The organism is Francisella hispaniensis FSC454 (genome assembly GCF_001885235.1).
Taxonomy (GTDB): Bacteria; Pseudomonadota; Gammaproteobacteria; order Francisellales; family Francisellaceae; genus Francisella; species Francisella hispaniensis.
The window spans coordinates 1,722,010-1,746,946 of record NZ_CP018093.1 but is presented as its reverse complement, the minus strand read 5'-3'; the positions used below and the strand labels follow the sequence as shown (position 1 = coordinate 1,746,946).

Below are 24,937 nucleotides of genomic sequence, written 5' to 3'. Positions count from 1 at the left end.
AATTTTTTAGGTTGATAAAAAAAGTATAAGCTAGTTTTTTTCTAGCCTTATACTATATTTGAAATTATGAAAAATTATCGTGTATAGACAAAATTGTTTAAAAGTGCAATCTTAATTATCATATCTCAGTGAAATTATTTATAATTTATATAATATTATTTCTTACTAAGAATAAATAAAAATGTTTTTTAAAAAGAATGTTCTAATCATATTATTTTTGTTGCTAATTTATATAATATCTTTCGCTGGTATATCAGATGATGATATTTCTGAATCGCTGCTACCAAATAGAGTAATCGCTGGATTCATTGATATTCGTACTCCTAGCTCGACAACAAGGGTTGATATACAAAAAGCTAAAGCTGATGGCTATAATGTCATGATAGTTGCCTATGGAGAAATTTATGGAAATGATATAGGTTTTTATACTACTTCTGTGACTTCTACACAGACTGTAATAGACAAAATTCGTGACGCTAAAAAAGCTGGTATGAAAGTACTGTTAGCTGTTGGGGGAAGTCCTAATACTTTTCATCCTGGGGTCAAACAAGGCGCTACCGATCCAAAAATTTTTGGTAATGATCTAACTGATACAGAAATAAAGTCATTAGCTAATAATATAGTTAGCTTCTTAAATAAAAATGATATTGATGGAATCTTATTCTGTATTAAAAAATTTACATCGCCTGACTTTATTGCAAAACTTTCTGCGGATATAAAAAAAATTAATACAAAAGTAATAATTGCTGCTGAACCAGAAGTAAATAATTATAAATTAGTAACAACAGGTTTAAGTAATGATTATGATAAAGCAATTGAAGATGGTAGTATAGATTATCTTTTTATACAGGAGTATAATACATACCCAGAGTATGATCCAGATTTTATTTCTGAGAGTTATCCAAAGATTATTGAAAGCATAAATATTCCTATTAAAACAAAAATTTTGATAGAAGAACCAACAAATGCTGTTTCTGGCGGAACAAATACTATATATCACCCACAAGGAAATGCTACAGAATCGTTATCGACCGAGCAGGCAATAAAATTAATGCTACCACAATTTGAGAAGCTGAAGTTTAAACCAAGGTTTGCTGGTATTGCTGGTTGGTCATTGAATACGGATTATGCTGCTGATCTATATGGAGATTCTTCACATAATCCCGGAGCTTTTGCAAAAGGGCTTAGTGCATGTATTTATAAAAATACTTGTGCTGACATAGATAATCAAATACATGGACCAGTCATTGCTGGAGTTTTACCATTATGGGGTAAAAGTAGCTCTTATAATATTTCTGGTCAGCAGATAAATACTACTCCAATAAATATATCCATGCCCAAAGATAAGGAATATTGTGATTATAATCCAAATATGTGTAATTATAATGTGATTATAGCGGCATATCTAACCTATACTAACAGTAAAGGTTTTGAACTATCTTTTAATGAGGAGAATGGTGGCTCTAAGAAAGTTTATTCTCAAAAAGAGTTAAAAGCTTTCATAGCTTATATGAATTCTAAAGGGAAACACACAATTATTTCTATTGGTGGTAGGTATTCTCATATTGATTGGGAGACAATAAATTTTGATGATCTTATCAAGATCGTTCAAGAATTTGGTTTTAATGGCATAAATTTTGACTTAAGTAGTTCTGATATCCCTAATAATGAGAAGATAGTAAAAGTAGCGGCTGATAAAATAAATAAATTAATTGCAACATTAAGACAAGGTAACAGTAGTTTTTGGCTAACTTTCTCTCCTGAGTGGGATTATATAGTTGCGCCGTTAGCCAAAAATGATAAGGATAATATTTATGTTAACCACAACTATATTGAGTTATTAGATAGTGTTGGTATAAATAAAATAAATTATATTTGGCTTAATACATTTGCGGATAAGCCTTCTGATGGAATCTTGAGTTTTTATAAAGATAAGAATGGTGAGCACATAAAGATTACTCCTGCTGATGGTTATGCTAAGTTTCTGGCATCACTTGCATGGGCTTTGACAACACAGGCCGGTTATGATGCAAATATGCCAAAATATGATGAAATTGATAAACCTTTGGATATTCCTGCTAATAAGCTGGTCCTAATGATTCCTGCTACCAAGGGTACTACTCATGGTGGCATGATGTATGTATTAACAGAAAAAGATATTAAAGAAGCAGTCTCATTGATGAAAGAAAATGAGGCTTCTTTTGCAGGTTTTGCAGTTTGGAGCATTGATTTTGATGCAACTAATATTAACAACGGTGATTTGGGTAATGACTATAACCATAAGCCTTGGAGTACAACAGCGGCAATTTCAGATATTAGTTTACCACCTATGGTGTCACAACTAAAAGATCAGATAAAATCACAAGCTAAAATTATTCCATCAATACGAGGCCAACAACAAAATATAGATACTGGGATTATAAATTATCCTGATAGAATTGGCTCTTATAATGCTGATACTATCATAAATTTCCAAGGTAAAAAATATAAGTGTAAATCTAATTTAGAAGTTAAACTTTGTAATGATAAAGGATATATTCCAAATGGACTATATGGTTATCTTGCTTGGGATGAGATTAATACAACTAACCAAACTAAAGTAAAACGTAAGCAACGTAAGCTTACTGCTGGTGAAATAGTCAAATATCCAAAATTTATTGGAAATTATAATGTTGGACAAATTGTTATTGCTGGAGATAGAAAATTTGAATGTCAAAGGCAACAGTTATGTAATGATAAATCATACCGACCTATGGGTAAAAGTGGCTATCTTGCGTGGAGTGATATAACGGATGACGTTGCTCATTTAGTAACTGAAGCTAAACAACCCAGACCACAAGGTGCCGAGTATATTTATCCATATGGTATTGAGGATTATAAGGCAGGTACTATAGTTGCTGTTGGTCAAGGGTTATATCGTTGTAATCTTGGTCCTGAATCTAGCTTATGTACTAGTGAAGCATATAATCCAGCGGGTAAATATGGTACAGATGCTTGGACAAAAATAGATGGTAAGTGAAGATATATATTTTATTTTACAGAATCAATAAGCTCTTTTAGTTCGCCAGATTCATTCATTTCCATAATTATATCGCAGCCACCTATTAGCTCTCCTTTTACCCAAAGTTGAGGAAACGTAGGCCAGTCAGCATATTTTGGTAAGATAGCTCTTATATCAGGATTTTCAAGTATATTTACAAAAGCAAATGGCTTACCGCATGATCTAATTGCTGTTGCTGCATGTGCAGAAAAACCGCACTGTGGAAGGTTTGGAGAACCTTTCATGTATAAGATAATATCATTTTCCTTTAATTGTTTTTCAATTCTATCAACTACTTTTTGTTCTTCTGGAGTATACATTTTTGCTTCCTTTTTTATTTTAATTAAACAAGTAAGTTTAGAAATTTCACCTAAAAGATGATAGCATATTATACTATATGGGTATAGTAAGAAGATACTATAAAGTTAATACAACTAATTCAAGGAGAGTAAGCAAATGAAATTTGAATTACCAAAACTACCTTATGATATTGATGCATTAGAGCCAACAATATCAAAAGAAACTATAGAATATCACTATGGCAAGCATCATCAGACGTACGTAACTAATCTAAATAACTTAGTTGAAGGTACAGAGCATGCTGGTAGAAACTTAGAAGAAATTATAAAAACTTCTACTGGTGGAATATTTAATAATGCTGCACAGGTTTTTAATCATACTTTTTATTGGAATTGTTTGACTCCTAACAAAACTGAAGTTTCTAGTCTTTTAAAAGCAGCATTAATTGAGACATTTGGTTCTGTAGAAAACTTTAAAGAACAATTCTCAAAGGCAGCTATTGCAACATTTGGTTCTGGTTGGGCTTGGTTAGTAAAAAATACTGAAGGTAAGCTTGAAATAGTTACTACAAGTAATGCAGGTTGTCCGCTAACAGACAATAAAAAACCATTACTAACATTTGATGTCTGGGAGCATGCATATTATATTGATTATCGCAATGCTAGACCTAAATATATTGAGGCGCTGTGGGATATCGTAAACTGGCAATTTGTTTCTGAGCAATTCGCTGATTAGGTTTTGTTTTAGTGGCAAAAAATAATATTTCCTTATTCTCTTTCGTAATAGGGGTTTTATCAATAGTTGTTGTGATCTTGATAGTTATGTTATTTCCAGGTTTACAACTATCAACTATATTTAGAAATATTGTGTTGATAATTCTGTTATTGCCATGGATAGTATTTATGCTATCGCTTTTATTTTCCGGCAAAGAATAATAAATAATAATTTATTGTAAATTCGCCATTAATTTTATCCTGGTTCTAAAAATAAATATTAGTAGTGATATAAACATTCCAACTATAAAACTGAAGATAAACAATCCTTCCCATCTGTAGTGTGCTTGAATATATCCAGCTAAAGGTCCTACAAATACTCTTGCTAAAGAATCTATAGAGCTTAAAATTGCGAATTGAGTAGCTGAAAATTTTACATTAACAAGGCTCATTATCATTGCTACTAACATTGCTGTACCCATTGCACCACAAAAATATTCTACACTTACAGAAATTAGCATTAGATAATAGTTTTTACCGACTATTGCTAATAATACATAAGTTAAATTTGCACAAGCCATAATAATACTGAAGTATAAGAAGCTTTTATAAACGCCAATTTGTTTTGCAATCAGACCGCCAGCAACTAAGCCTGCTAATGAAGCAAATAAAGATAAGGTCTTGTATGAAACAGCAATAGTTGTTTTACTAAATCCAAGATCGATAAAAAAGATCGAGTTCAGTGAAAATGCTATTGCATCAGCAAGTTTATAACTTATAAGAATAATTATTATGATTATCGCCGTATATAATCCCTGCCGCTTAAAAAACTCAACAAAGGGTAGTACAAAAGCATCTTTAAAGTTTTTAGGAGCATCTTGATACTGACTTTCTTTGATCAACAGAGTGTAAAGTGGACAGATGATAAAAAACGGGATAATCATGAGCCAAGCAAGATTCCAATTATTGTTTAGTCTATCTACAATAATTAAAACTAATGATCCTGTTACTAGCATACCGATACGATAACCCATGACTGCTATAGCATTTCCAAGTGCTCTTTCGTGCTCAAGGAGAACTTCTGTTTGATAGGCATTTATAGCAATATCTTGTGTTGCTGATACAAAACATATTAGAAAGCCAATAAAAGCAATTATAATGGGTGAGTTTGCTGGGGAGAATCGACTCATAACAGCAATTAGTATAACTAGAAGTACTTGAGTTATTAGTATCCAGCCTTTTCGGCGTCCTAATATAGGTATTTTTATTTTATCTAAAAAAGGAGCCCACAAATACTTAAAAGTATAAGGGATTGCTATAAGAGTCAAAAAACCAATATCTTTAGTTTCTATGCCGTTATCTTTGTACCATAAAAATAATGAGGAGGCTGTAAGCATAAGAGGAAACCCTGATGCATAGCCTAATATCAACATGGTAAACATTTTAGCTTCTTTAAAAGGAGCCTTAAGTTTCTCTATAAGTGATGGAGAACTAGCCATTTTTTATATAGACATATTTTTATGTAAGTAGAATGCTAGTTGAAATAACTAAAAAAGTAAATAAAGAATAAAGCAAAGCAAATAAAATTAGAAATTTCTACTTGTCGCACCTGTATATAATTGTCTTGGGCGTCCAATCTTTTGCGCAGGATCATTAACCATCTCTATCCACTGAGATATCCACCCTGATGTTCTTGCTAAAGCAAATATAGCTGTAAACATATCTTCTGGAATATTCATGGCTTTTAAAATGATGCCTGAGTAAAAATCAACATTAGGGAAAAGCTTTCTCTCAATGAAGAACTCATCTTGTAAAGCAATTTCTTCTAGTTTTTTAGCTACTGTGAGAAGAGGGTTATCGCTATGACCAAGTTTATCAAGAATTTCTTCACAGTTCTTTTTCATTGCAGTAGCTCTTGGATCAGTATTTTTGTATACCCTATGTCCAAAGCCCATTAGTCTGAATGGATCATCCTTATCTTTGGCTTTAGCAATATATTTATCAATATTTTCAATGCTACCAATTTCAGATAACATTTTAAGCACAGCTTCATTGGCTCCACCATGAGCAGGTCCCCATAATGCGGTAATACCCGCGATAATAGCAGCATAAGGAGAGTTGCCAGTTGATCCTGATAGTCTTACAGTTGATGTTGAAGCATTTTGCTCATGATCAGCATGAAGCATAAATATTGTATCCATTGCTTTGATATGTAACTCATCTGGCCTGTAGCTTTCATCTTCAGCAAACATCATATACAAGAAATTCTCAGCATAACCATATTCCATTTTAGGTTCTAAGAATTTCTTGCCGTGATTATGTCTGTAAGCCATAGCTGCTATAGTTGCGATTTTCGCTACAATATTTTTTGCAACTTCATCTTGAGCTTCTTTCTGACCATTGTGGATATGCTCTGCAGCTAAGACATTAATTCCAGCTATTAAACCTGACATTGGATGTGTATGCTGAGGCAATGCAGCTATTGCAGCTTTGACATGCTCACATACTGGCATTTTAGTGATAATTTCTTGTCTAAAGCTTTTAACTTGCTCATCAGTTGGTAGCTCTCCATAAATCAATGCATAGCAAAGAGTTCTGTAGTTTGACTTTTGAGTCCATTCTTCGATTGGGTAACCTCTGTGTAAGAGTATACCTTTACCACCATCAATATATGTTATTTTAGATTCACAAGCAGCTGTAGACATAAATCCAGGATCATAAGTAAAAACTCCATGTTTTACTAATGATGAAACATCTATGCAGTCATTACCTAGGCTGGGAGAATATACTGGTAACTCTATCTCAATATTCTTGTCTGCATACTTAAGAATTGCGTATTTACTCATTAACATGACCTCCAAGTAGAGAGTTGATCAAAATATAATGCAAAGTTTTGCAGTAAAAAGATACCTTTTGTCAAAAAAGAAAATATTTACAAGGTATCATTACAGGGCAATAATAAGCTAAAGAATACTGTTTTGCAAATAAAAAAATTCATAATATATATACCTTAAGTTATAATCGTTGGTGATTGATTAAGTTATTGCGTATATTTTTACTATAATTTAAAGTCAAAAAATCACTTAAGTGTTTGAATTTGTTTGAGTAAAAATATATCATTAAGAGTTGTTTGTATAACATTGGTCACATCCGATCTACTTCTCTACAAAATTGCTTCGGAGGAATGTCGAGCATGAAAAAAATTACTAACATTGACTTAATGTCAATAAAATCATATAACTTCCCAATCACAGCCATTAGTTCTATTATGCATCGCATATCAGGAGTAGTGTTGATAATTGCTATACCACTTTGTGTGGTTGCGATGAACTATGCTCTTGCAGGACCTGATGGTTATCAGCAAACTGTTGCTGTATTAACTAAAAGTTGGTTCAGTGTATTTTTTTGGCTTTTCTTATCATCGATAACATATCATGTCTACGCTGGTATCAGACATATGATTATGGATATGGGCTTTGGTGAGAGTATGAAAGTTGCCAAACTTACATCGTTACTAGTTATCGTTTTAGGTGTTTTATCAGCTGTTTTATGGGGGTGCTACTTATGGCTGTAATTTCATTAACTTCTTCTGGAATCAAAGACTTTTTTGTACAAAGGGTTACAGCTGTAATTATTGCTGTATATTTTGGTTATCTTATTGTTGAAGCTTTGTATTTGTCACATATAGGTGCTCTTAACTACGATAGTTGGAGAGGCTTGTTTACTGATGGGATGTTTTTTAGAGTTGCTACATTAATGGCTTACTTGGCAATGTTTTTTCATGCTTGGGTGGGTATTTGGATTATATGTGGTGATTATATTAAATTTGCTTGGGCTTCTGCGCTTGTGATGTTGAGCTTTGTTTTAGTTTATGTATTCTGCTTTTTTTGGTTGTTTGCAGTTTTATTTTTCTACTAAGAGGTTGTTTTTATGAGTATAGCTACGCAAGAATTTGATGCTATTGTTATCGGTGCTGGTGGTGCGGGTTTAAGAGCTTCTTTCCAGTTGTCACAGTCGGGTTTTAAAACTGCTGTTGTTTCTAAAGTTTTTCCAACAAGATCACATACGGTTGCAGCTCAAGGTGGTATTGCAGCTGCTTTAGGTAATATCGAGTTTGATGATGGGTTACCATCAGATGACTGGAAGTGGCATATGTATGATACTGTCAAGGGTTCTGATTATATTGGTGATCAGGATGCTATTGAGTACATGTGTGAGCATGCACCACAATCAATTATCGAGTTGGAGCATATGGGTATGCCTTTCTCAAGGCTTAAAAATGGTAAAATATATCAACGAGCGTTTGGTGGGATGTCAAGAAACTATGATCCTGCTAATCAAGCAGAAAGAACTTGTGCAGCAGCTGATAGAACTGGACATGCTCTTTTACATACGCTGTATCAGGGTAATTTAGCACACAAAACTGATTTCTATACAGAATGGTTTGCTGTTGATTTAGTTAAGGCAGACGATGGTAGTATTGCTGGTGTTATAGCTCTTTGTATAGAAACTGGCGAGACTGTTTTCTTGAAATCGAAGATTACAATACTTGCAACAGGTGGTGCAGGACGTATATATGAATCTAGTACTAATGCATATATCAATACTGGCGATGGCATGGGTCTTGCACTAAGGGCTGGCCTGCCGTTACAAGATATGGAGTTTTGGCAATTTCATCCAACTGGTATAGCTGGTGCTGGGGTGTTAGTTACAGAAGGTTGCCGTGGTGAAGGTGGTGTGCTACGTAATAAAGATGGCGAAAGATTTATGGAGCGATATGCTCCTAATGCTAAAGATCTTGCTTGTCGTGATGTTGTATCGCGTGCCTCACAACAAGAAATTATGGAAGGTCGTGGTGATACTTTCTCTGGGACAAGCTGTGTGTGGTTGGATTTGACGCACTTGGGTGAAGATGTTATTAATGAGAGATTGCCTACTGTTAGAGAATTGGGCAGAACTTTTGCTGGGATTGACCCGGTTGAAAAACCAATACCGGTTGTACCTACTTGTCATTATCAAATGGGTGGAATACCAACTAATAAATTTGGTCAAGTAATTACACAAGAGAATGGGCAAGACAAAGTTATTGGAGGGTTATATGCCGTTGGTGAATGCGCATCTGTTTCTGTGCATGGTGCAAATAGACTTGGTAGTAACTCGTTATTAGACTTAGTTGTGTTTGGTCGAGCTGCTGGTATGCATGCAGAACAAAGTCTAAAAGAAGGTATGCCTATGAAAGAGGTTTCTCAAGAGAATATTGAGAAAGCTACTGCTAGAATTACTAAGTGGGATACTTCAGAACAAAGAGGCTGTAAAGAAAAAATTTCTGAGTTAAGAAAAGAATTGCAACGCGTAATGCAGCAATACTTCTCTGTATTTAGGCAAGAAAGTACAATGAAAGAAGGGCTTGATAAGCTATTTAATATCAGAGAAAGGCTGGATAATGCTGTTTTGGAAGATAACTCTAGAATTTTCAATATGATGAGAATAGAAGCATTAGAGTTAGATAATCTAGTATTAACTGCTATAGCTACTGCAAAATTAGCACTCGAAAGAAAGGAATCAAGAGGTGCTCATTCAAGGGTAGACTATCCTGAAAGAGATGATAAAAATTGGATGAAGCATACGCTATACTTCTTAGAAGGTGATAGAACATCTCTGCGTGATGTGAATATGTCTCCTACTAAAGTAAAGGCTTTTCAACCAGCAGAACGTAAGTACTAATACAAGGATTTAATATAATGGAAGTAAGATTTAAAATTTATAGATATAATCCAGAAGTTGATAAAAAACCTTATTACGATGAGTATACGGTTGAAGTAGAAAATGAAGGCGTTAAGGTTTTAACAGCTCTAGAATTAATTAAAGAGCAGGATCCTACTCTAGCTTTAAGAAGATCTTGCCGTGAAGGTGTTTGTGGTTCTGATGGCATGAATATCAATGGTAAGAATCGTTTAGCTTGTATCACTTCTGTTGGTGAGCTAAAGCAGCCTATTAAAGTTAATCCTTTACCAGGATTGCCAGTGATTAGAGATTTAATCGTTGATATGAAACAGTTTTATAAGAATTACGAGAAAGTTAAGCCGTATCTTATCAATGATGACGAGCCACCTGTCAAAGAAAGACTCCAATCACCAGAGGATAGAGCTAAACTTGATGGTTTGTATGAGTGTATTTTATGTGCTTGTTGTACTACATCGTGTCCTTCGTTTTGGTGGAACCCAGACAAGTTTATAGGTCCTTCTGGATTGTTACAAGCTTATAGGTTTATCGCAGACTCAAGAGATACTGCCACAGAGCAAAGGCTTGAAGATTTAAAGGATCCATTTAGTCTTTTCAGATGTAGAACTATTATGAATTGTGTTTCAGTGTGTCCTAAAGGTCTTAATCCTACAGAAGCAATAGGCAAAATTAGATCAGCATTATTAAAGAAGAGTGTGTAAAAATTAAAACCTGATACTTGGGTATTTATATGAAAAAAAAACAACCAGATTTTAGTCAATGGCTGGGTACTACTCAGTTTTTTGGAGGTAATCTAGAATATCTTGAGTCAATATATGATGATTATATATCAGGCAACCATGAAGGCATAGATCCTAAGTGGTTGTCCTTTTTTGATTCTATAGCAAGCTCAACAGATACCATTCATCGCGACTTAGTTGATGAGTTTAAGTATTTGGCTAAAAATAAAGTCAAAGCAGTTAATACAACAGTAGCTATAGGTGATCAAAGCGATGTTACTCTAAAAGCTAAAGCTCTAGTCAAAGCATATCGTTCTTATGGCTACAAATCAGCTAATATTGATCCATTAGGGCTGACAAAGTTTGAAAGGGATTCAGATTTGGAATTAGCAGCGCATGAGTTATCTGAAAAAGATCTCAATGAATTGGTTAATCTAGGAAGCTTTACTGATAATAAAGCTATTTCTTTACAGCAGATTATTAACAAAGCTAAGGCAATTTATGAGTCTAATATTGGCTATGAGTATAGATACATAGGTAACAAAGAGGAAAAACTTTGGCTTCAAGATAGAATAGAAGACACTACTGCTATCTCTAATGACAGCAAAAAATGGATTTTACAACAATTAGTCGCTGCTGAAGGACTAGAGAAATACCTTGCGCTAAGATATGTGGGTCAAAAAAGATTTGGCTTGGAAGGTGGTGAATCATTGATTCCATCTTTACAGCATATAATTGAAAAATCTGTTTCTAGACATTCAACTCGTTTTATCCAGTTGGGTATGGCACATAGAGGGCGTCTGAATGTTTTAGTTAATGTAATGGGTAAAAACCCTAAGGACTTATTTGAAGAGTTTGAGGGTAAACAAAGCGAAAAAAGCTTATCTGGTGATGTGAAGTACCATATGGGATATTCTAATTACAGAAGTATCGATGGTAAAGAAGCTAAGATTGCTTTGGCTTTTAATCCATCACATTTAGAGGCTGTTGACCCAGTTGTTGAAGGTGCTGCTAAGGCAATTCAAGACAAACTAGATGGAGATGTTTTCAGCAAGGTTCTACCAATATTAATACATGGTGATTCAGCTTTTTGTGGTCAAGGTGTAGTAATGGAGACCTTTGGCTTCTCACTTACAGAAGCATATGGTACAGGCGGAACAATTCATCTTGTTGTGAACAACCAAGTTGGTTTCACTACCGGTAGTGCTTTTGGTATAAATAGAAGTAGTAAATATTCTACTGATGTTGCTAAAATGGTTGATGCACCAATATTTCATGTAAATTGTGATGATCCAGAAGCTGTGCTTAAAGTTACAGATATTGCTCTAGAGTATCGGATGAAATTCAACAAGGATGTTGTTATTGATTTAGTTTGTTATCGTAGAAATGGGCATAATGAAACTGATGAGCCATCAGGAACACAGCCACAGATGTACGAAGTTATTAAGAAACTTCCTTCAACATTAAAACTATATAGTGACAAGTTGATAAAAGAAGGCGTAGTTGATAGCGATCACTTTGCGCGTATGAATGCTAGTTATCGTAGCAAACTAGATAATGGTAAAGTTACAGTTGATGTTCTTGATAGAAAGACTGTCAAGGATAAGTTAAATGTCTGTGATTGGCTCCCTTATCTTGGCAAGCAAGAATCAGATTATAACTATATGCCTATATCAGAAAAAGCTCTAAGAGAATTAGCTCTAAAGATGAGTGAAGTTCCTGCTGAGATAGAAATGCAAATGCAAGTTAAGAAAGCCGTTACTGATAGAATTAAAATGGCTAATGGAGAACTTCCTCTAAATTGGGGCTTTGCTGAATCACTTGCATATGCAACACTACTTAGTGATGGCTATCCGGTGAGAATTTCTGGTGAAGATAGTGGCCGCGGAACTTTTTCACATCGCCATGCTGTTATCAAAAATATGAATACTAAATCGCAGCTAGAAGAGTATATACCATTAGAACATATCAATGAAAAAGCGAGATTTGATGTTATTGATTCGACTCTTTCAGAATATGGTGTACTAGGCTTTGAATATGGTTATAGCTGTTATAGTCCAGATGCTCTAGTAGTATGGGAGGCTCAATTTGGAGATTTTGTCAATACAGCACAAGTTGTAATTGATCAGTTCCTTGTTGCAGCAGAAGAAAAATGGGGTATTTTATCAGGTTTAACTTTATTCTTACCTCATGGCCAAGAAGGCGCTGGAGCAGAACACTCATCTGCTAGATTAGAAAGATTTTTAAACTCTTGCGCTAATGATAATATGCAGGTATGCACACCGACAACACCTGCGCAAATTTATCATCTGCTAAGACGTCAAGTTATACGACCACTTAGGAAGCCTTTGATTGTAATGACTCCAAAGAGTTTGTTGAGAAATCCTATGGCAGTGTCTTCGTTACAAGAGCTCTCTCAAGGTAAATTTGAGGCAATAATTGATGATGTAAAAGCCAAAGAAAATAAAGTTAAGAAACTTATACTATGTAATGGTAAGGTATATTATGATCTTATGGCTAAGAAGCAAGATGCTCATGAAGACATAGCTGTTGTAAGGTTAGAGGAGTTGTATCCTTTCCCACAACGACAACTTGGGCAAATATTTGCTAAATATAACAATGCAAATAAAGTAGTATGGTTACAAGAAGAGCCTGAAAACAAAGGTGCTTGGTATAATATTAGGCATTTCATAGAAAGGTTAGTAGATAAAAATCAAGAATTGCTATGTGTGGCACGAGAAAGGTCATCTACACCTGCTGTTGGATACCATGCTTTATATGTAAAACAACAAGAAGAAATTATTAATAGAGCTTTAGAAATATAAAATTAAATTATTACTAGGAGTAAAAGATGGTTGAATTAAAAGTACCTATGTTCCCAGAGTCTGTAGCAGATGGCACATTAGCTCAATGGAATAAAAATGAAGGTGACTTTGTAAACGAAGGTGATATCTTAGCAGAGATTGAGACTGATAAAGTTGTTTTAGAAGTGCCTGCAACAGCTAGTGGTGTTTTAAAAGGGATAAAAAAACTGGCTGGTGATACAGTACTTTCAGAAGAGTCATTAGCGATTATTGATACAGCTGCTTCTACATCTGAATCTAAGCAACAAACTACTAATCAAGAAAATGCTTCTCAAACAACTGCTACTGGTCAAGAAATGGATGTCAAAGCTCCTGTATTCCCAGAGTCTGTAGCAGATGGCACTATTTCTGAATGGCATAAGAAAGAGGGTGAGGCTGTTTCTGAGGGTGATATCTTAGCAGAGATTGAGACTGATAAAGTTGTTTTAGAGGTTCCAGCAACATCAAATGGAGTTTTAACGAAAATACTAAAGTCAGCTGGAGAGACTGTACTATCTGCAGAGATTATTGCTAAGGTTACATCAGGAGTATCTGCTTCTGCTACAAAGCCAGAAGCTACAGTAGAAGTTTCTCAGGCAAATAATGATCCACATCTAGTACCTTCAGCACGCAAAGCTTTTAATGCAAGTGGCTTAGATTCTGCTGCTAATATTGAAGGAACAGGTAAAAAAGGACGTATAACTTCTGAAGATGTCAAAAAAGCAGTTGCTTCAGTAAATAAATCTCAACAATACACAGCTGTTGTAAACCAAGGTGCTAGATACGAAAAAAGAGTCAAGATGACACGTCTGCGCCAGACTATAGCAAACAGATTAGTTGAAGTTCAACATACTAATGCAATCCTAACTACCTTTAACGAAGTAGATATGAGTGCTGTCATGGAGCTTAGAAACAAATATAAGGATATGTTTGTTAAAGAACATGATACTAAGCTTGGTTTTATGTCTTTCTTTATCAAAGCGGCAACCGAAGCACTTAAGAAATTCCCTGATGTAAATGCTTCTATTGATGGTGATGAGATTGTTTATCATAATTACTTTGACATCGGTATTGCTGTAGGCACTGATAGAGGATTAGTAGTGCCTGTTTTGAGAGATACAGATAATAAATCTCTGGCAGAACTAGAAGCTGATGTTTTAGACAAAGCGATTAAAGGTCGCGATGGTAAACTAAGCCTTGAAGATATGCAAGGTGGTACATTTACGATTACAAATGGTGGAACTTATGGTTCAATGTTATCTACGCCTATTATTAATTCGCCACAAAGTGCTATTTTAGGTATGCATAATATTGTTGAGCGTCCTGTAGTAGTTAAAGGCGAGATTAAAATCCGTCCAATTATGTATTTAGCGTTATCTTACGACCATAGAATCATTGATGGTGGTACATCTGTAAGATTTTTGAAGATGATCAAAGAGCTAATTGAAGATCCAAATAGAATTCTTCTACAAGTCTAGTTATTATTCTTTTGTAAATTATCCTAAAGGTACTTTTTTATGAACTTAGATTTTATTAAGAGTAAGATTGCTGCTGTGCCTGATTTTCCAAAACCAGGTATTATGTTTCGAGATATTACTCCTTTGCTTGCAGATCCACAAGGTTTAAGAAAAACTGCTGAGGCAATGGCACAAGAGTTAAAAAACAAAGGTATCACCCCAACTGTTGTTGCAGGAACAGAAAGTAGAGGTTTTATTTTTGGTGTTGCTCTTGCAGAAGTGTTAGGTCTAGGGTTTGTGCCTGTCAGAAAACCTGGCAAGCTACCAAGAGCAACTTATAGCGTTAAGTATGACTTAGAATATGGTAGTGATAGTCTAGAAATACATCAAGATGCTTTTAAGTCTACAGATGATGTACTGGTAGTTGATGATTTATTGGCAACTGGTGGTACGGCAAAAGCAACAGTAGATCTTATAGAAAAAACACAAGCAAAAGTTGCAGGGCTTATATTTGTGATGGAGCTTGATGGTTTAGGTGGTAGAGAAGTACTTGCTGGATATAATGTTTCAGCATTAATAAAATTCTAGGGGATAAATTATGCCAAAGTATTTTGGAACAGATGGTATCCGTGGTGAAGTCGCTAATTCAACAATAACAGCAGAGTTTACACAAAAATTAGGTAATGCAGTTGGTTCATTGATAAACCAAAAGGATTATCCAAAACTTGTGATTGTTGGACAAGATACACGTAGCTCGGGAGGATTCTTAAAATTTGCCTTAGTTTCTGGTTTAAATGCTGCGGGAATTGATGTACTAGACTTAGGAGTTGTACCAACTCCTGTGGTGGCTTTTATGACTGTTAAGTATCAAGCTGCGGCAGGGTTTGTAATTACAGCGTCACACAATAAATTTACTGATAACGGTATTAAATTATTTTCCTCTAATGGTTTTAAGCTAGATGATGCTTTAGAGGAAGAGGTTGAAGCTAAGATTGATAGTGATTTTATATATCAGCCACAATTTAAGTTTGGTAGCTATAAGGTATTAGCAGATGCTATAAGCGAGTATATTGAGAGTGTTTATAGTCGTTTTGCTAATTTTGTTAATTATAAAGGTAAGGTTGTGATTGATTGTGCTCATGGAGCAGCATCACATAATTTTGAGGCTTTACTTGATAAATTTGGAATAGATTATATTTCTATAGCTTCTAACCCTGATGGTTTAAACATAAATGTTGAATGTGGTGCTACTTGTATTTCAAATATCAAAAAAGCTGTTAAAGAGCATAATGCTGACTTAGGTATTTCTCTAGATGGTGATGCAGATAGAATAATTATTGTCGATGAAAATGGTCAAGAAATTGATGGTGATGGAATATTAAATATTCTTGCTCAGTATACGGATATTTGTGGTGGTACTAGTGGTATTGTTGGGACACAAATGACAAATATGAGTTATGAGAATCATTATAAGGCTAACAAAATTCCATTTATCCGTTCAAAAGTTGGTGATAGATATGTTTTAGAAGATTTAGTCAAGTATGGTTATAAAATCGGTGGCGAATCATCTGGACATGTGATTAACCTAAACTTTGGTACGACCGGAGATGGTTTGTTTACAGCAATACAACTCTTAGCTATTTTCTCTCAAGCTAATAAGCCTGTATCTGAATTTAAATTACAGGGCGATTTAATGCAGCAAACATTAATTAATGTGCCATTGACTAAGAAAGTGACAAGTGAAGATTTACAAAAGGTTGCTGATGATGTTGATGATGTTGAGAAGCGTTTAGGCAATAGAGGAAGAGTCTTATTAAGACCATCAGGAACAGAACCTGTTTTAAGAGTTATGGTTGAAGCAGATGACAAGAGTCTCGCTACAAACGAGGCTGAGTATTTGGTTGAAAAAGTAAAACAAAAATTGGTATAGATATGCAAAAATTAATAATGGGTAACTGGAAAATGAATGGTAACTCTACAAGTATAAAAGAGCTCTGTAGTGGTATATCACAAGTGCAATATGATACTTCAAGAGTAGCTGTTGCTGTTTTTCCATCAAGTGTTTATGTTAAAGAAGTAATCTCACAGTTGCCAGAGAAAGTAGGTGTTGGCCTGCAGAATATTACTTTTTATGATGATGGTGCTTATACTGGCGAGATATCTGCTAGGATGTTAGAAGATATTGGTTGTGACTACTTACTAATTGGTCATTCTGAGAGAAGATCTCTATTTGCTGAGTCTGATGAAGATGTTTTTAAAAAGCTTAACAAGGTGATAGATACTACTATAACGCCTATAGTGTGTATTGGCGAATCACTAGATGATAGGCAAAGTGGTAAGCTCAAAGAAGTTTTAGCAACACAGCTAAGCTTAATCTTGGAAAATTTGACTGTTGAACAGTTAGCAAAAGTAGTAATTGCATATGAACCTGTTTGGGCAATAGGTACAGGAGTTGTGGCTTCACTAGAGCAAATTCAAGAAACACATCAATTTATTCGTTCATTGTTAGCTAAAGTTGATGAAAGACTTGCTAAAAGTATAAAAATAGTGTATGGTGGTAGCCTAAAAGCTGAGAATGCTAAAGATATATTAAGCTTACCAGATGTTGACGGTGGTTTAATTGGTGGCGCATCTTTGAAAGCTACTGAGTTTAACGAAATAATAAATCAAGCAAACAAGATATGTACGGAATAATTTTAACTATTGATATTATCGCAGCTATTGCGATTGTGGTACTAGTGTTGCTGCAGCAAGGTAAGGGCGCTAATATGGGCGTTTCTTTTGGAGCAGGTGCATCAAATACTGTTTTTGGGAGTAAAGGAGCTGCATCATTCTTATTTAAGATGACAGTATTTTTTACCGCAGTATTTTTTGTATCTTGTCTTACTCTAGGATACTTAGGCAAAAGTAGTGTGACAACGACGAATGTAAGTGCGGCTAATACTGATAGCTCAATTGCTAGTCAGTATGACCAGTACCAAAAAGAAGTTTCTCAAGCTACTACAACAGATATTTCTAAAGCAGCTTCTAAGTAAGTTCTATTGCACTGATGGTGGAATTGGTAGACACGCCATCTTGAGGGGGTGGTGTCCATAGGATGTGCGAGTTCGAGTCTCGCTCAGTGCACCAAATTTTTATAAAGTTCCAAATACATATGTTTGCTGATATCATTAGATATAATATATAAGTTTTTTATCTAATATTATGAGTAAAATTATTAAAGAAGTAGTTGATAAAAATGTAATTGAAGGAACTAGATATTTTATAACTTTGGTTGAATTAGGTTCATATACTGCAGTTAAGAACCTTTACTCTGTCGAGATTAATACAGTCAGAAGTAAGTTGGAATTATTAGAGAAATATTTGGGTGTCAAGCTAGTACAGCCAAATAGTAATAAAATAGAAATAACTAGAGATGGCAAGAAATATTACGCATCTTGTCATAGGCTATATACAGATTTAGAGAATAGTATTTTAAGTAGCAAATATAAAGGTATAGACAATCTTAAGTATATTAGAATATTTGGAACACGAGCTTTTATTGACTTTATTTCTCCAAAGATACATCAGGTTGATGAAAGTGGCAAATATACTTTTACATTTGATAGTTACTTTCTATATCAAGCAAATAATTATTTTTATCAACTAAGTAATTATGATGTTGCAATAATAACTTCTAAAGACTTGGAAAAAATAGATCAAGATCGCTGGATTATTGCTGCAAATATTGATGGAACAAAAATACCTTCAAGGATTTATGTTAATCGAGATGTTTATATTGAGTATAACCTAGAAAATGAACCAAACAATATATTTAATGTTCCTTTTATAATTCGTAGAGACAGCAGTGATTATAATCTGACTATTAATATTGATGGCAAACAATTAACTCCTTCATTAAAGCATATAAGATACATCGTTGAAGATGATATCCATAAGGCTAAGCTTATTGAGAAAGGTTTAGGTGCTGGATGTTTGGTTAATAAATATGAGCATCTATTAAATTTAAATATTATACCTATAGAAGGCATTACTACTGAAACTCTGGTTCAGGAGCGCACAGTTATAGTTTCAAAACATTTAGAAAATAAAACTAAATTAGTAAAGTTTTTCCGTGAGCAAGCAGCAGAATATATAAATACTGTTGTAGGTAAATAGCTAGGGTGGATTACTAAAAACTTATAGATTAGTTACAGTTGGATTTTAGTTGATTAATATTACAATACAATTATATTTTGGAGATTATATATGAATAAGATACTCGGGTTAATTCCTACACTTGTATTAATGATAACTACGCTATCATCTAATGGATTTGCTGAAGATATACCAAATTCAACAGCGTTACCACTGGCTAAAGTTGTTAGTAATATTTACTCTCAAGGTTATAGTGGTATCAACAAAATTGAGTATGATGATGGTGTATATAAGGTAATAGTTATTAATAAAGATGGTCAAGAGCAATATCTTTATATTGATCCTGCTACAGCTGCAGTGCCTGTACCAAAACAAAGTACTAAAGAGATTAATATGAGTCAGGCTATAGCAGCTATTCCTCAAGATAGATGTAAGGTTATTACAAGTGTAGAGTATTATAATGGTGCATATAAAGTAGAATGCCTAGATAGTAATAATTACCAAGTTGAAGTTTTGGTTGATGCAGTTAGTGCTAAAATTTCACAGATAAGTTACGATGATTAGCTAAAGAGATTGATACAATCATTTAAAAATAGATAACCTTTAGCTGTCGGTTGGATTTGATTATCATTTAGTTCTAAGAGACCCTTATTAATACCTACTTTTAACTGTTGATTTATAGTACTCCTTGGTAAAAAAGTTTGTTGTTCAAACTCACTAAGTTTGAAACCATTTTTTAATCTTAGAGCATTAAGCATAAACTCATATATAACCTCATCTTGACTAACTATGTTTGAGTCTTTGATAAATTTATCAGTTTGAGTATATATCTTAGGGTGTTTATGTTTCCAAACTCTTTTGATTTGTTTAGTTTTAAGATTAGTAATCTTACTATGTGCTCCAGCACCGATACCTACATAGTCACCAAACATCCAGTAATTAGAATTATGGATAGATCTTAAGGTATTTTTGGCAAAAGCAGAAACTTCGTATTGTTTAAAACCTGCCTGTGCTAGAGCCTGTTTACCAGCTATTTCGATACTCTCGAGAATTTCTTCATCAGGAAGTTTTGGTGGTTTTGCTGCAAATAAGGTATTAGGCTCAATAGTAAGTTGATACCAAGAAATATGCGTTGGTTGCATTGCTATAGCTTGAGTTATATCAAAAATACCATCATCAAAGCTCTGATTTGGAAGTCCGTGCATTATATCAATATTAAAATTTGAGATTTTTGAGTTTTTGATTTCATCAATAGTAGTATAAACATTTTCGCAATTATGAATTCTTCCTAAGATTTTTAGTTTATCATCTTGAAAGCTTTGTACCCCAAGCGATATTCTATTAATACCAATATTTTGATAACTTAGTATTGTACCTCTCTCTACAGTCCCGGGATTCATTTCTAAAGTTATCTCGCAGTTAGCGCTAATTTTGGCATTTTTAGCGATATGTTGTAAAACCTTATCAAGATACTCAGCTTTAAAAAGTGAAGGAGTGCCGCCCCCAATGAAAATACTTATAACTTCTCTATCTTGTAAATCATCAAGATGAGTATCAAAGTCGGCTATAAGTTTTTGATAATATTGTTGTGAAAGATAGCTATCATCTTTTATTGGATGAGAGTTAAAGTCACAGTATGGGCACTTACGCACGCACCAAGGAAAATGGATATAAATTCCAATTTGTTTGTCGATTTCAAACATTTTATGCCTTAAAGATTAAAAATTTACTTACAACAAAAGTATATATCGCTACTAATCCCATAGTTATGAATAAAGCTAGTAGATATTGTATTTTTAATATATGTAGTAATAGATAATAAATTGATTCATTAAGAACAAGACCTATCATAACGTTTATGAAAAACTGTGTTGCGGCTTTTTTATGAGACTGAGTGGTTGTTGAAAATGTCAGAAATCGATGACCAAAATAGCTAACATTAAATGCAATTAAAAAAGCAAAAAAGTTCGCAACTAAAGGTCTAAAAATATTTAGTTCAACAAGTATCCATACGATAATAAAGTTAGTTATAGAAGCTAATATGCCGACAATAATAAATAAAGAAAGTTGTTTTTTTAGCATTATTTATGGAGTTTTTTTGTAGTTGTTTATATTATAACTATTAAAGAGAGTTTTATAAGGAAAAGTTAAGTGGAAATAATTAAATATCAATTAGGAATAGTTGAAAACTTACCATCATCGGCTCTATATATGATGTTTAATATCAAGAAAAATAGTGATGTTAGCTTTGGTTTAAAAATTTTACAAAGATTTGTTGATGGTAAAAGTGTAGTTGCAGGCTTTGGTAATAATCTGCTAAAAATGTTTAAAATACCTGAGAATGAAAACTTTAAAAGAACTAAGTTTAATAATCCAAGAATGTCTGATAGTGATGGTTATGATTTAGTGCTTTGGTTAAGAGATAATGATAGGGGAGAATTATTTCATAAGGCAATAGCCATTAAAAAAGCTTTAGCAGATTATTTTGATATTGAAAAAATTATTTCAAGCTATACCTATCGTGGGAAGTATGATTTATCCGGTTTTGAGGACGGTATTGAGAACCCTCAAGGTCTAGAAGTCGTACCAGCAGCAATAATCCCTGAAGGTGAATTAGAAGGTTCTAGCTTTTGGGTGTTACAGCAGTGGCTTCATGACTTTGATTGGCTTAATAATGCTAGTCAATCAGCAAAAGAAGAGTGTATAGGTAGATCTTTGGATGATTCACATCAATTTGAAAATTTAAAAGATTTTGCTCATGTAAAAAGATCAGCAAAAGAAAATTTTGATCCAGAAGCACAAATTTTAAGAAAATCGATGCCATGGTCAGATGATCAACTAAATGGAGGTTTTATGTTTTCTGGATTTGCACCATCTTTTAGGTCTTTTAATTTACAAATGGGTAATATACTTGGTGGCAGTGATGGTATCATTGATGGTGTTTTTAAGTTTTCTAAGATTATTGAAACTAGTTATTTATGGTGTCCGCCTTTTAAGAAAGGCAAACTTGATATTTCTTTACTAAATTAGAACAAACTACTTCAAACTCTTTATTTTATATACAAATAGCCATTAACAGGTTAAAATATATGCGTGTTTTGCAAAAATTAATTAGTATCTACGGAGGTTAAAGCATGTCTGATATTAAAAATATCACTAAGCTGCAAATAGAGGATAAAGGAAAGAAATATTCTCTATATAGCTTAAAGAAACTTTCTCAAGAGCTTGGTAAAGATGTTACGCGTCTTCCTTATTCAATCAGAGTATTACTTGAAAACCAACTTAGAAATATTGATGGTTATAAAGTAAAAGAAGATGATATGCATAAGGTTTTAGATTGGGACGCTAAAGCTAGTTCAAGACCTGAGATTCCACATATGCCTGCTAGGGTTGTGATGCAGGATTTTACAGGTGTGCCAGCAGTAGTAGATTTAGCTGCGATGAGAAAGGCGATCAAAGATGCTGGGGGTGACGCAGATAAAATTAATCCTCTTGTAGATACAGCTATGGTAATTGATCACTCAGTACAGGTCGATTTCTATGGGACAAAAACTGCTTTAGCGCAAAACGTAGCTAAAGAATTTGAAAGAAATGGTGAGAGATACAGCTTACTTAAGTGGGCACAAAAAGCATTTGATGATTTCATAGTTGTGCCACCTGGGATGGGTATTATCCACCAGGTTAATTTAGAGTACCTTGCAAAAGGCGCTTTAGTTAAGAATATTAATGGTGAAGATGTGATTTATCCAGATACTCTGGTAGGTACAGATTCACATACTACTATGATCAATGGTGTTGGTGTAGTAGGTTGGGGTGTCGGTGGTATTGAGGCTGAAGCTGTAATGCTTGGTCAACCATACTATATGGTTTTACCTGATGTTGTTGGTGTGAAATTAACTGGTAAGCTAAAAACTGGTGTAACAGCTACTGACCTTGTACTTAAGGTTACAGAAGTACTTAGAAAGCACGGTGTTGTTGGTAAGTTTGTTGAATATTATGGTGAAGGTTTAGAAAGCTTATCTTTACCAGATAGAGCAACTATCGCAAACATGGCTCCAGAATATGGTGCAACAATTGGTTTCTTCCCGGTAGATGAAGTAACATTAGATTTCTTCAATAATACAAACCGTAGCGAGCTGGTCGATGCCGCGCGTGAAATGTATAAAGAACAATTGCTATTTAGAGAGAATCCCGCTGAAGAACCAGAATATTCTAGTATAGTAGAAATAGATCTATCAGAAGTTGAATCTAACCTTGCAGGTCCTAAGCGTCCACAAGATAGAGTAGCATTCCATGATATGAAAAAAGCTTTTGCAGAGGCTTTGGTACATGAGCAAGGATTACATGGTTTTGGCTTAACTGAAGAGCAATTACAAAAATCAGCTGAAGTAAAAGGTCTTAATGAAAGAATTACTCATGGTTCAGTTGCTATTGCTGCAATTACCTCATGTACAAATACTTCTAACCCATCACTACTTTTAGGTGCGGGTTTATTAGCTAAGAAGGCAAATGAGAAAGGTTTGAAAGTTAAGCCTTTTGTTAAAACATCATTAGCACCAGGATCTCAGGTTGTAACTCAATACCTTGAGAAAGCTAATTTATTACCAGAGCTTGAGAACTTAGGTTTTAATCTAGTTGGTTATGGTTGTACTACTTGTATTGGTAACTCTGGTCCTCTTGATGAGCCTGTAGTAGAGGCTATTAATGAGGCTGATCTTGTAGTTGCTTCTGTAAGTTCTGGTAACCGTAACTTTGAAGGACGTATTAATCCTCATGTTAAAGCGAATTACCTTGCATCACCAATTCATGTGGTTGCTTATGCATTAGCTGGAACTGTTGATTTTGATCCAGTTGAAGATGCTATTGGTAAAGATGTAGAGGGTAATGATGTTTACCTTGCTGATATTTGGCCAACTACAGAAGAGATTGCTACTATACAAGCTGATGTTATTAAGTCAGACATGTTCAAAAAAGCTTATGCAACAGTACTTGATGGCACTGAGGATTGGCAAAAACTTAAAGCTCCAGAGGGTAAGCTTTATGAGTTTGATAGTTCTTCTACTTATATCCAATGTCCTAACTTCTTTGAGAAGTTTGCTGAGGGTAATGATGATTTAGATATCAAAGGTGCTAGAACTCTTCTAATGCTAGGTGATTCTGTAACTACAGACCATATTTCACCTGCTGGTGCTATTCCAGAAGAGTACCCTGCTGGACAGTATCTGAAGTCTCATGGAGTTGAGAAGAAAGATTTTAACTCTTATGGTTCTCGTCGTGGTAACCATGAAGTTATGATGAGAGGTACTTTTGCTAATATCCGTATCCGTAACTTACTTTTAGATAATGTTGAAGGTGGTTTTACTAAGTATCATCTTGATGGTTCTCAACAGTATGTATTTGACGCTGCTATGAAATACAAAGAAAAGGGTATTCCATTAGTTATATTAGCAGGTAAAGAGTATGGTACTGGTTCTTCACGTGACTGGGCTGCAAAAGGTACATTCTTATTAGGGGTTAAAGTAGTTATTGCAGAGAGTTATGAAAGAATTCATAGATCTAACTTAGTTGGTATGGGTGTGTTACCACTTGAATATGTAAATGGACAGAATGCTAAGACTCTTGGTTTAGATGGTACTGAAATGTTCAATATTAAGAACCTAAACAATATTAAACCGCGTCAAATAGTTATTGTAGAGGCAGTTCACCCTAAGACTGCACATACTACAACATTTGAAGCATTAGCTCGTTTAGATGCTGATGTTGATGTTGATTACTTGAAGAATGGTGGTATCTTACAAACTGTTCTTAAAGACATTATGGGCGATAGAAAAGAATCTAAGTCTACGCAATCAACTACTAATAAAGGTTGTGGTAGTGTAGATACTTCTTCTGAGACATCTTGTCCATTTGCAAAGATTGCTAATTTCTTCAAGAAACTATTTAAGTAATCAATCTGAAAAATTCTTTAATTGACTATTTTTTTTAT

The 24,937-nt window shown here is 34.2% G+C and carries 22 protein-coding genes and 1 tRNA gene; 18 read left to right on the top strand and 5 right to left on the bottom strand.

Annotated elements, in window-relative coordinates; genetic code table 11:
• Positions 1-181 precede the first annotated feature (181 nt).
• Entirely contained in the window at positions 182-3,019 is a 2,838-nt protein-coding gene (locus tag FSC454_RS08580; protein ID WP_066045247.1) for a glycosyl hydrolase family 18 protein, read from the top strand.
• Positions 3,020-3,030: 11 nt separating this feature from the next.
• On the opposite strand, the gene grxD is transcribed toward FSC454_RS08580, so the two are convergent.
• Positions 3,031-3,360 (bottom strand): Grx4 family monothiol glutaredoxin, encoded by a 330-nt coding sequence (gene grxD, locus FSC454_RS08575; RefSeq protein WP_014548982.1) that lies wholly within the window; start codon positions 3,358-3,360, stop codon positions 3,031-3,033.
• Between the two features lie 136 nt (positions 3,361-3,496).
• Here grxD and FSC454_RS08570 point away from each other — a divergent pair, with 136 nt between their 5' ends.
• Positions 3,497-4,075, top strand: a complete 579-nt coding sequence (locus FSC454_RS08570) for a superoxide dismutase (protein ID WP_066045249.1) — start codon at positions 3,497-3,499, stop codon at positions 4,073-4,075.
• 11 nt (positions 4,076-4,086) lie between these two features.
• The gene (locus FSC454_RS09820) at positions 4,087-4,275 is read left to right on the top strand and encodes a hypothetical protein (RefSeq protein WP_167359450.1); all 189 of its coding nucleotides are present in this window, start codon (positions 4,087-4,089) and stop codon (positions 4,273-4,275) included.
• Positions 4,276-4,286: 11 nt separating this feature from the next.
• On the opposite strand, the gene FSC454_RS08560 is transcribed toward FSC454_RS09820, so the two are convergent.
• Positions 4,287-5,552, bottom strand: coding sequence for an AmpG family muropeptide MFS transporter (locus FSC454_RS08560; RefSeq protein WP_014548979.1), 1,266 nt, complete (start codon positions 5,550-5,552; stop codon positions 4,287-4,289).
• Positions 5,553-5,639: 87 nt separating this feature from the next.
• Complete coding sequence (locus FSC454_RS08555) at positions 5,640-6,899, bottom strand: citrate synthase (protein ID WP_066045251.1); 1,260 nt, start codon at positions 6,897-6,899, stop codon at positions 5,640-5,642.
• Positions 6,900-7,246: 347 nt separating this feature from the next.
• On the opposite strand from FSC454_RS08555, the gene sdhC reads away from it, so the two are divergent.
• The 13 genes from sdhC (at position 7,247) to FSC454_RS08490 (ending at position 19,515) form a co-directional block, all read left to right on the top strand.
• Complete coding sequence (gene sdhC, locus FSC454_RS08550) at positions 7,247-7,627, top strand: succinate dehydrogenase, cytochrome b556 subunit (RefSeq protein ID WP_014548977.1); 381 nt, start codon at positions 7,247-7,249, stop codon at positions 7,625-7,627.
• Positions 7,603-7,971, top strand: coding sequence for a succinate dehydrogenase, hydrophobic membrane anchor protein (sdhD, locus tag FSC454_RS08545; RefSeq protein ID WP_080555392.1), 369 nt, complete (start codon positions 7,603-7,605; stop codon positions 7,969-7,971). The genes sdhC and sdhD overlap by 25 nt, the downstream gene beginning before the upstream one ends.
• A 12-nt stretch (positions 7,972-7,983) precedes the next feature.
• Positions 7,984-9,777 carry a succinate dehydrogenase flavoprotein subunit gene (gene sdhA, locus FSC454_RS08540; RefSeq protein WP_014548975.1) on the top strand — a complete coding sequence of 598 codons (1,794 nt, stop codon included), beginning with the start codon at positions 7,984-7,986 and terminating at the stop codon, positions 9,775-9,777.
• Between the two features lie 17 nt (positions 9,778-9,794).
• Positions 9,795-10,496 (top strand): succinate dehydrogenase iron-sulfur subunit, encoded by a 702-nt coding sequence (locus tag FSC454_RS08535; RefSeq protein ID WP_003035125.1) that lies wholly within the window; start codon positions 9,795-9,797, stop codon positions 10,494-10,496.
• A gap of 29 nt (positions 10,497-10,525) precedes the next feature.
• Positions 10,526-13,339: a 2-oxoglutarate dehydrogenase E1 component gene (locus FSC454_RS08530; RefSeq protein ID WP_066045253.1), complete on the top strand. Its 2,814-nt coding sequence runs from the start codon at positions 10,526-10,528 to the stop codon at positions 13,337-13,339.
• 26 nt (positions 13,340-13,365) lie between these two features.
• The gene (gene odhB / locus FSC454_RS08525; protein WP_066045255.1) at positions 13,366-14,835 is read left to right on the top strand and encodes a 2-oxoglutarate dehydrogenase complex dihydrolipoyllysine-residue succinyltransferase; all 1,470 of its coding nucleotides are present in this window, start codon (positions 13,366-13,368) and stop codon (positions 14,833-14,835) included.
• Positions 14,836-14,874: 39 nt separating this feature from the next.
• The gene (locus tag FSC454_RS08520) at positions 14,875-15,402 is read left to right on the top strand and encodes an adenine phosphoribosyltransferase (RefSeq protein ID WP_014548972.1); all 528 of its coding nucleotides are present in this window, start codon (positions 14,875-14,877) and stop codon (positions 15,400-15,402) included.
• 10 nt (positions 15,403-15,412) lie between these two features.
• A complete protein-coding gene (gene glmM / locus FSC454_RS08515) occupies positions 15,413-16,744 on the top strand; it encodes a phosphoglucosamine mutase (RefSeq protein ID WP_066045257.1) in 1,332 nt (443 codons plus the stop codon).
• Positions 16,745-16,746: 2 nt separating this feature from the next.
• Complete coding sequence (gene tpiA / locus FSC454_RS08510; RefSeq protein ID WP_066045259.1) at positions 16,747-17,508, top strand: triose-phosphate isomerase; 762 nt, start codon at positions 16,747-16,749, stop codon at positions 17,506-17,508.
• On the top strand, positions 17,496-17,849 hold the full coding sequence (gene secG, locus FSC454_RS08505; RefSeq protein WP_066045261.1) for a preprotein translocase subunit SecG: 354 nt from the start codon (positions 17,496-17,498) through the stop codon (positions 17,847-17,849). The genes tpiA and secG overlap by 13 nt, the downstream gene beginning before the upstream one ends.
• Before the next feature lie 8 nt (positions 17,850-17,857).
• A tRNA-Leu gene (locus FSC454_RS08500) sits at positions 17,858-17,943 on the top strand.
• Positions 17,944-18,018: 75 nt separating this feature from the next.
• On the top strand, positions 18,019-18,972 hold the full coding sequence (locus tag FSC454_RS08495) for a LysR family transcriptional regulator (protein ID WP_066045262.1): 954 nt from the start codon (positions 18,019-18,021) through the stop codon (positions 18,970-18,972).
• A 90-nt stretch (positions 18,973-19,062) separates the two neighbouring features.
• Positions 19,063-19,515, top strand: a complete 453-nt coding sequence (locus FSC454_RS08490; protein ID WP_066045265.1) for a PepSY domain-containing protein — start codon at positions 19,063-19,065, stop codon at positions 19,513-19,515.
• On the opposite strand, the gene hemW is transcribed toward FSC454_RS08490, so the two are convergent.
• The gene (gene hemW / locus FSC454_RS08485) at positions 19,512-20,654 is read right to left on the bottom strand and encodes a radical SAM family heme chaperone HemW (protein WP_066045267.1); all 1,143 of its coding nucleotides are present in this window, start codon (positions 20,652-20,654) and stop codon (positions 19,512-19,514) included. The genes FSC454_RS08490 and hemW overlap by 4 nt on opposite strands.
• A gap of 1 nt (position 20,655) precedes the next feature.
• Positions 20,656-21,033: a GtrA family protein gene (locus tag FSC454_RS08480; RefSeq protein WP_066045269.1), complete on the bottom strand. Its 378-nt coding sequence runs from the start codon at positions 21,031-21,033 to the stop codon at positions 20,656-20,658.
• 69 nt (positions 21,034-21,102) lie between these two features.
• Between FSC454_RS08480 and FSC454_RS08475 the strand changes: the two genes are divergently transcribed.
• Both FSC454_RS08475 and acnA read left to right on the top strand, forming a co-directional pair.
• Positions 21,103-21,981 (top strand): Dyp-type peroxidase, encoded by an 879-nt coding sequence (locus tag FSC454_RS08475; protein ID WP_066045271.1) that lies wholly within the window; start codon positions 21,103-21,105, stop codon positions 21,979-21,981.
• A gap of 104 nt (positions 21,982-22,085) precedes the next feature.
• Entirely contained in the window at positions 22,086-24,899 is a 2,814-nt protein-coding gene (acnA, locus tag FSC454_RS08470; RefSeq protein ID WP_066045273.1) for an aconitate hydratase AcnA, read from the top strand.
• Positions 24,900-24,937 lie beyond the last annotated feature (38 nt).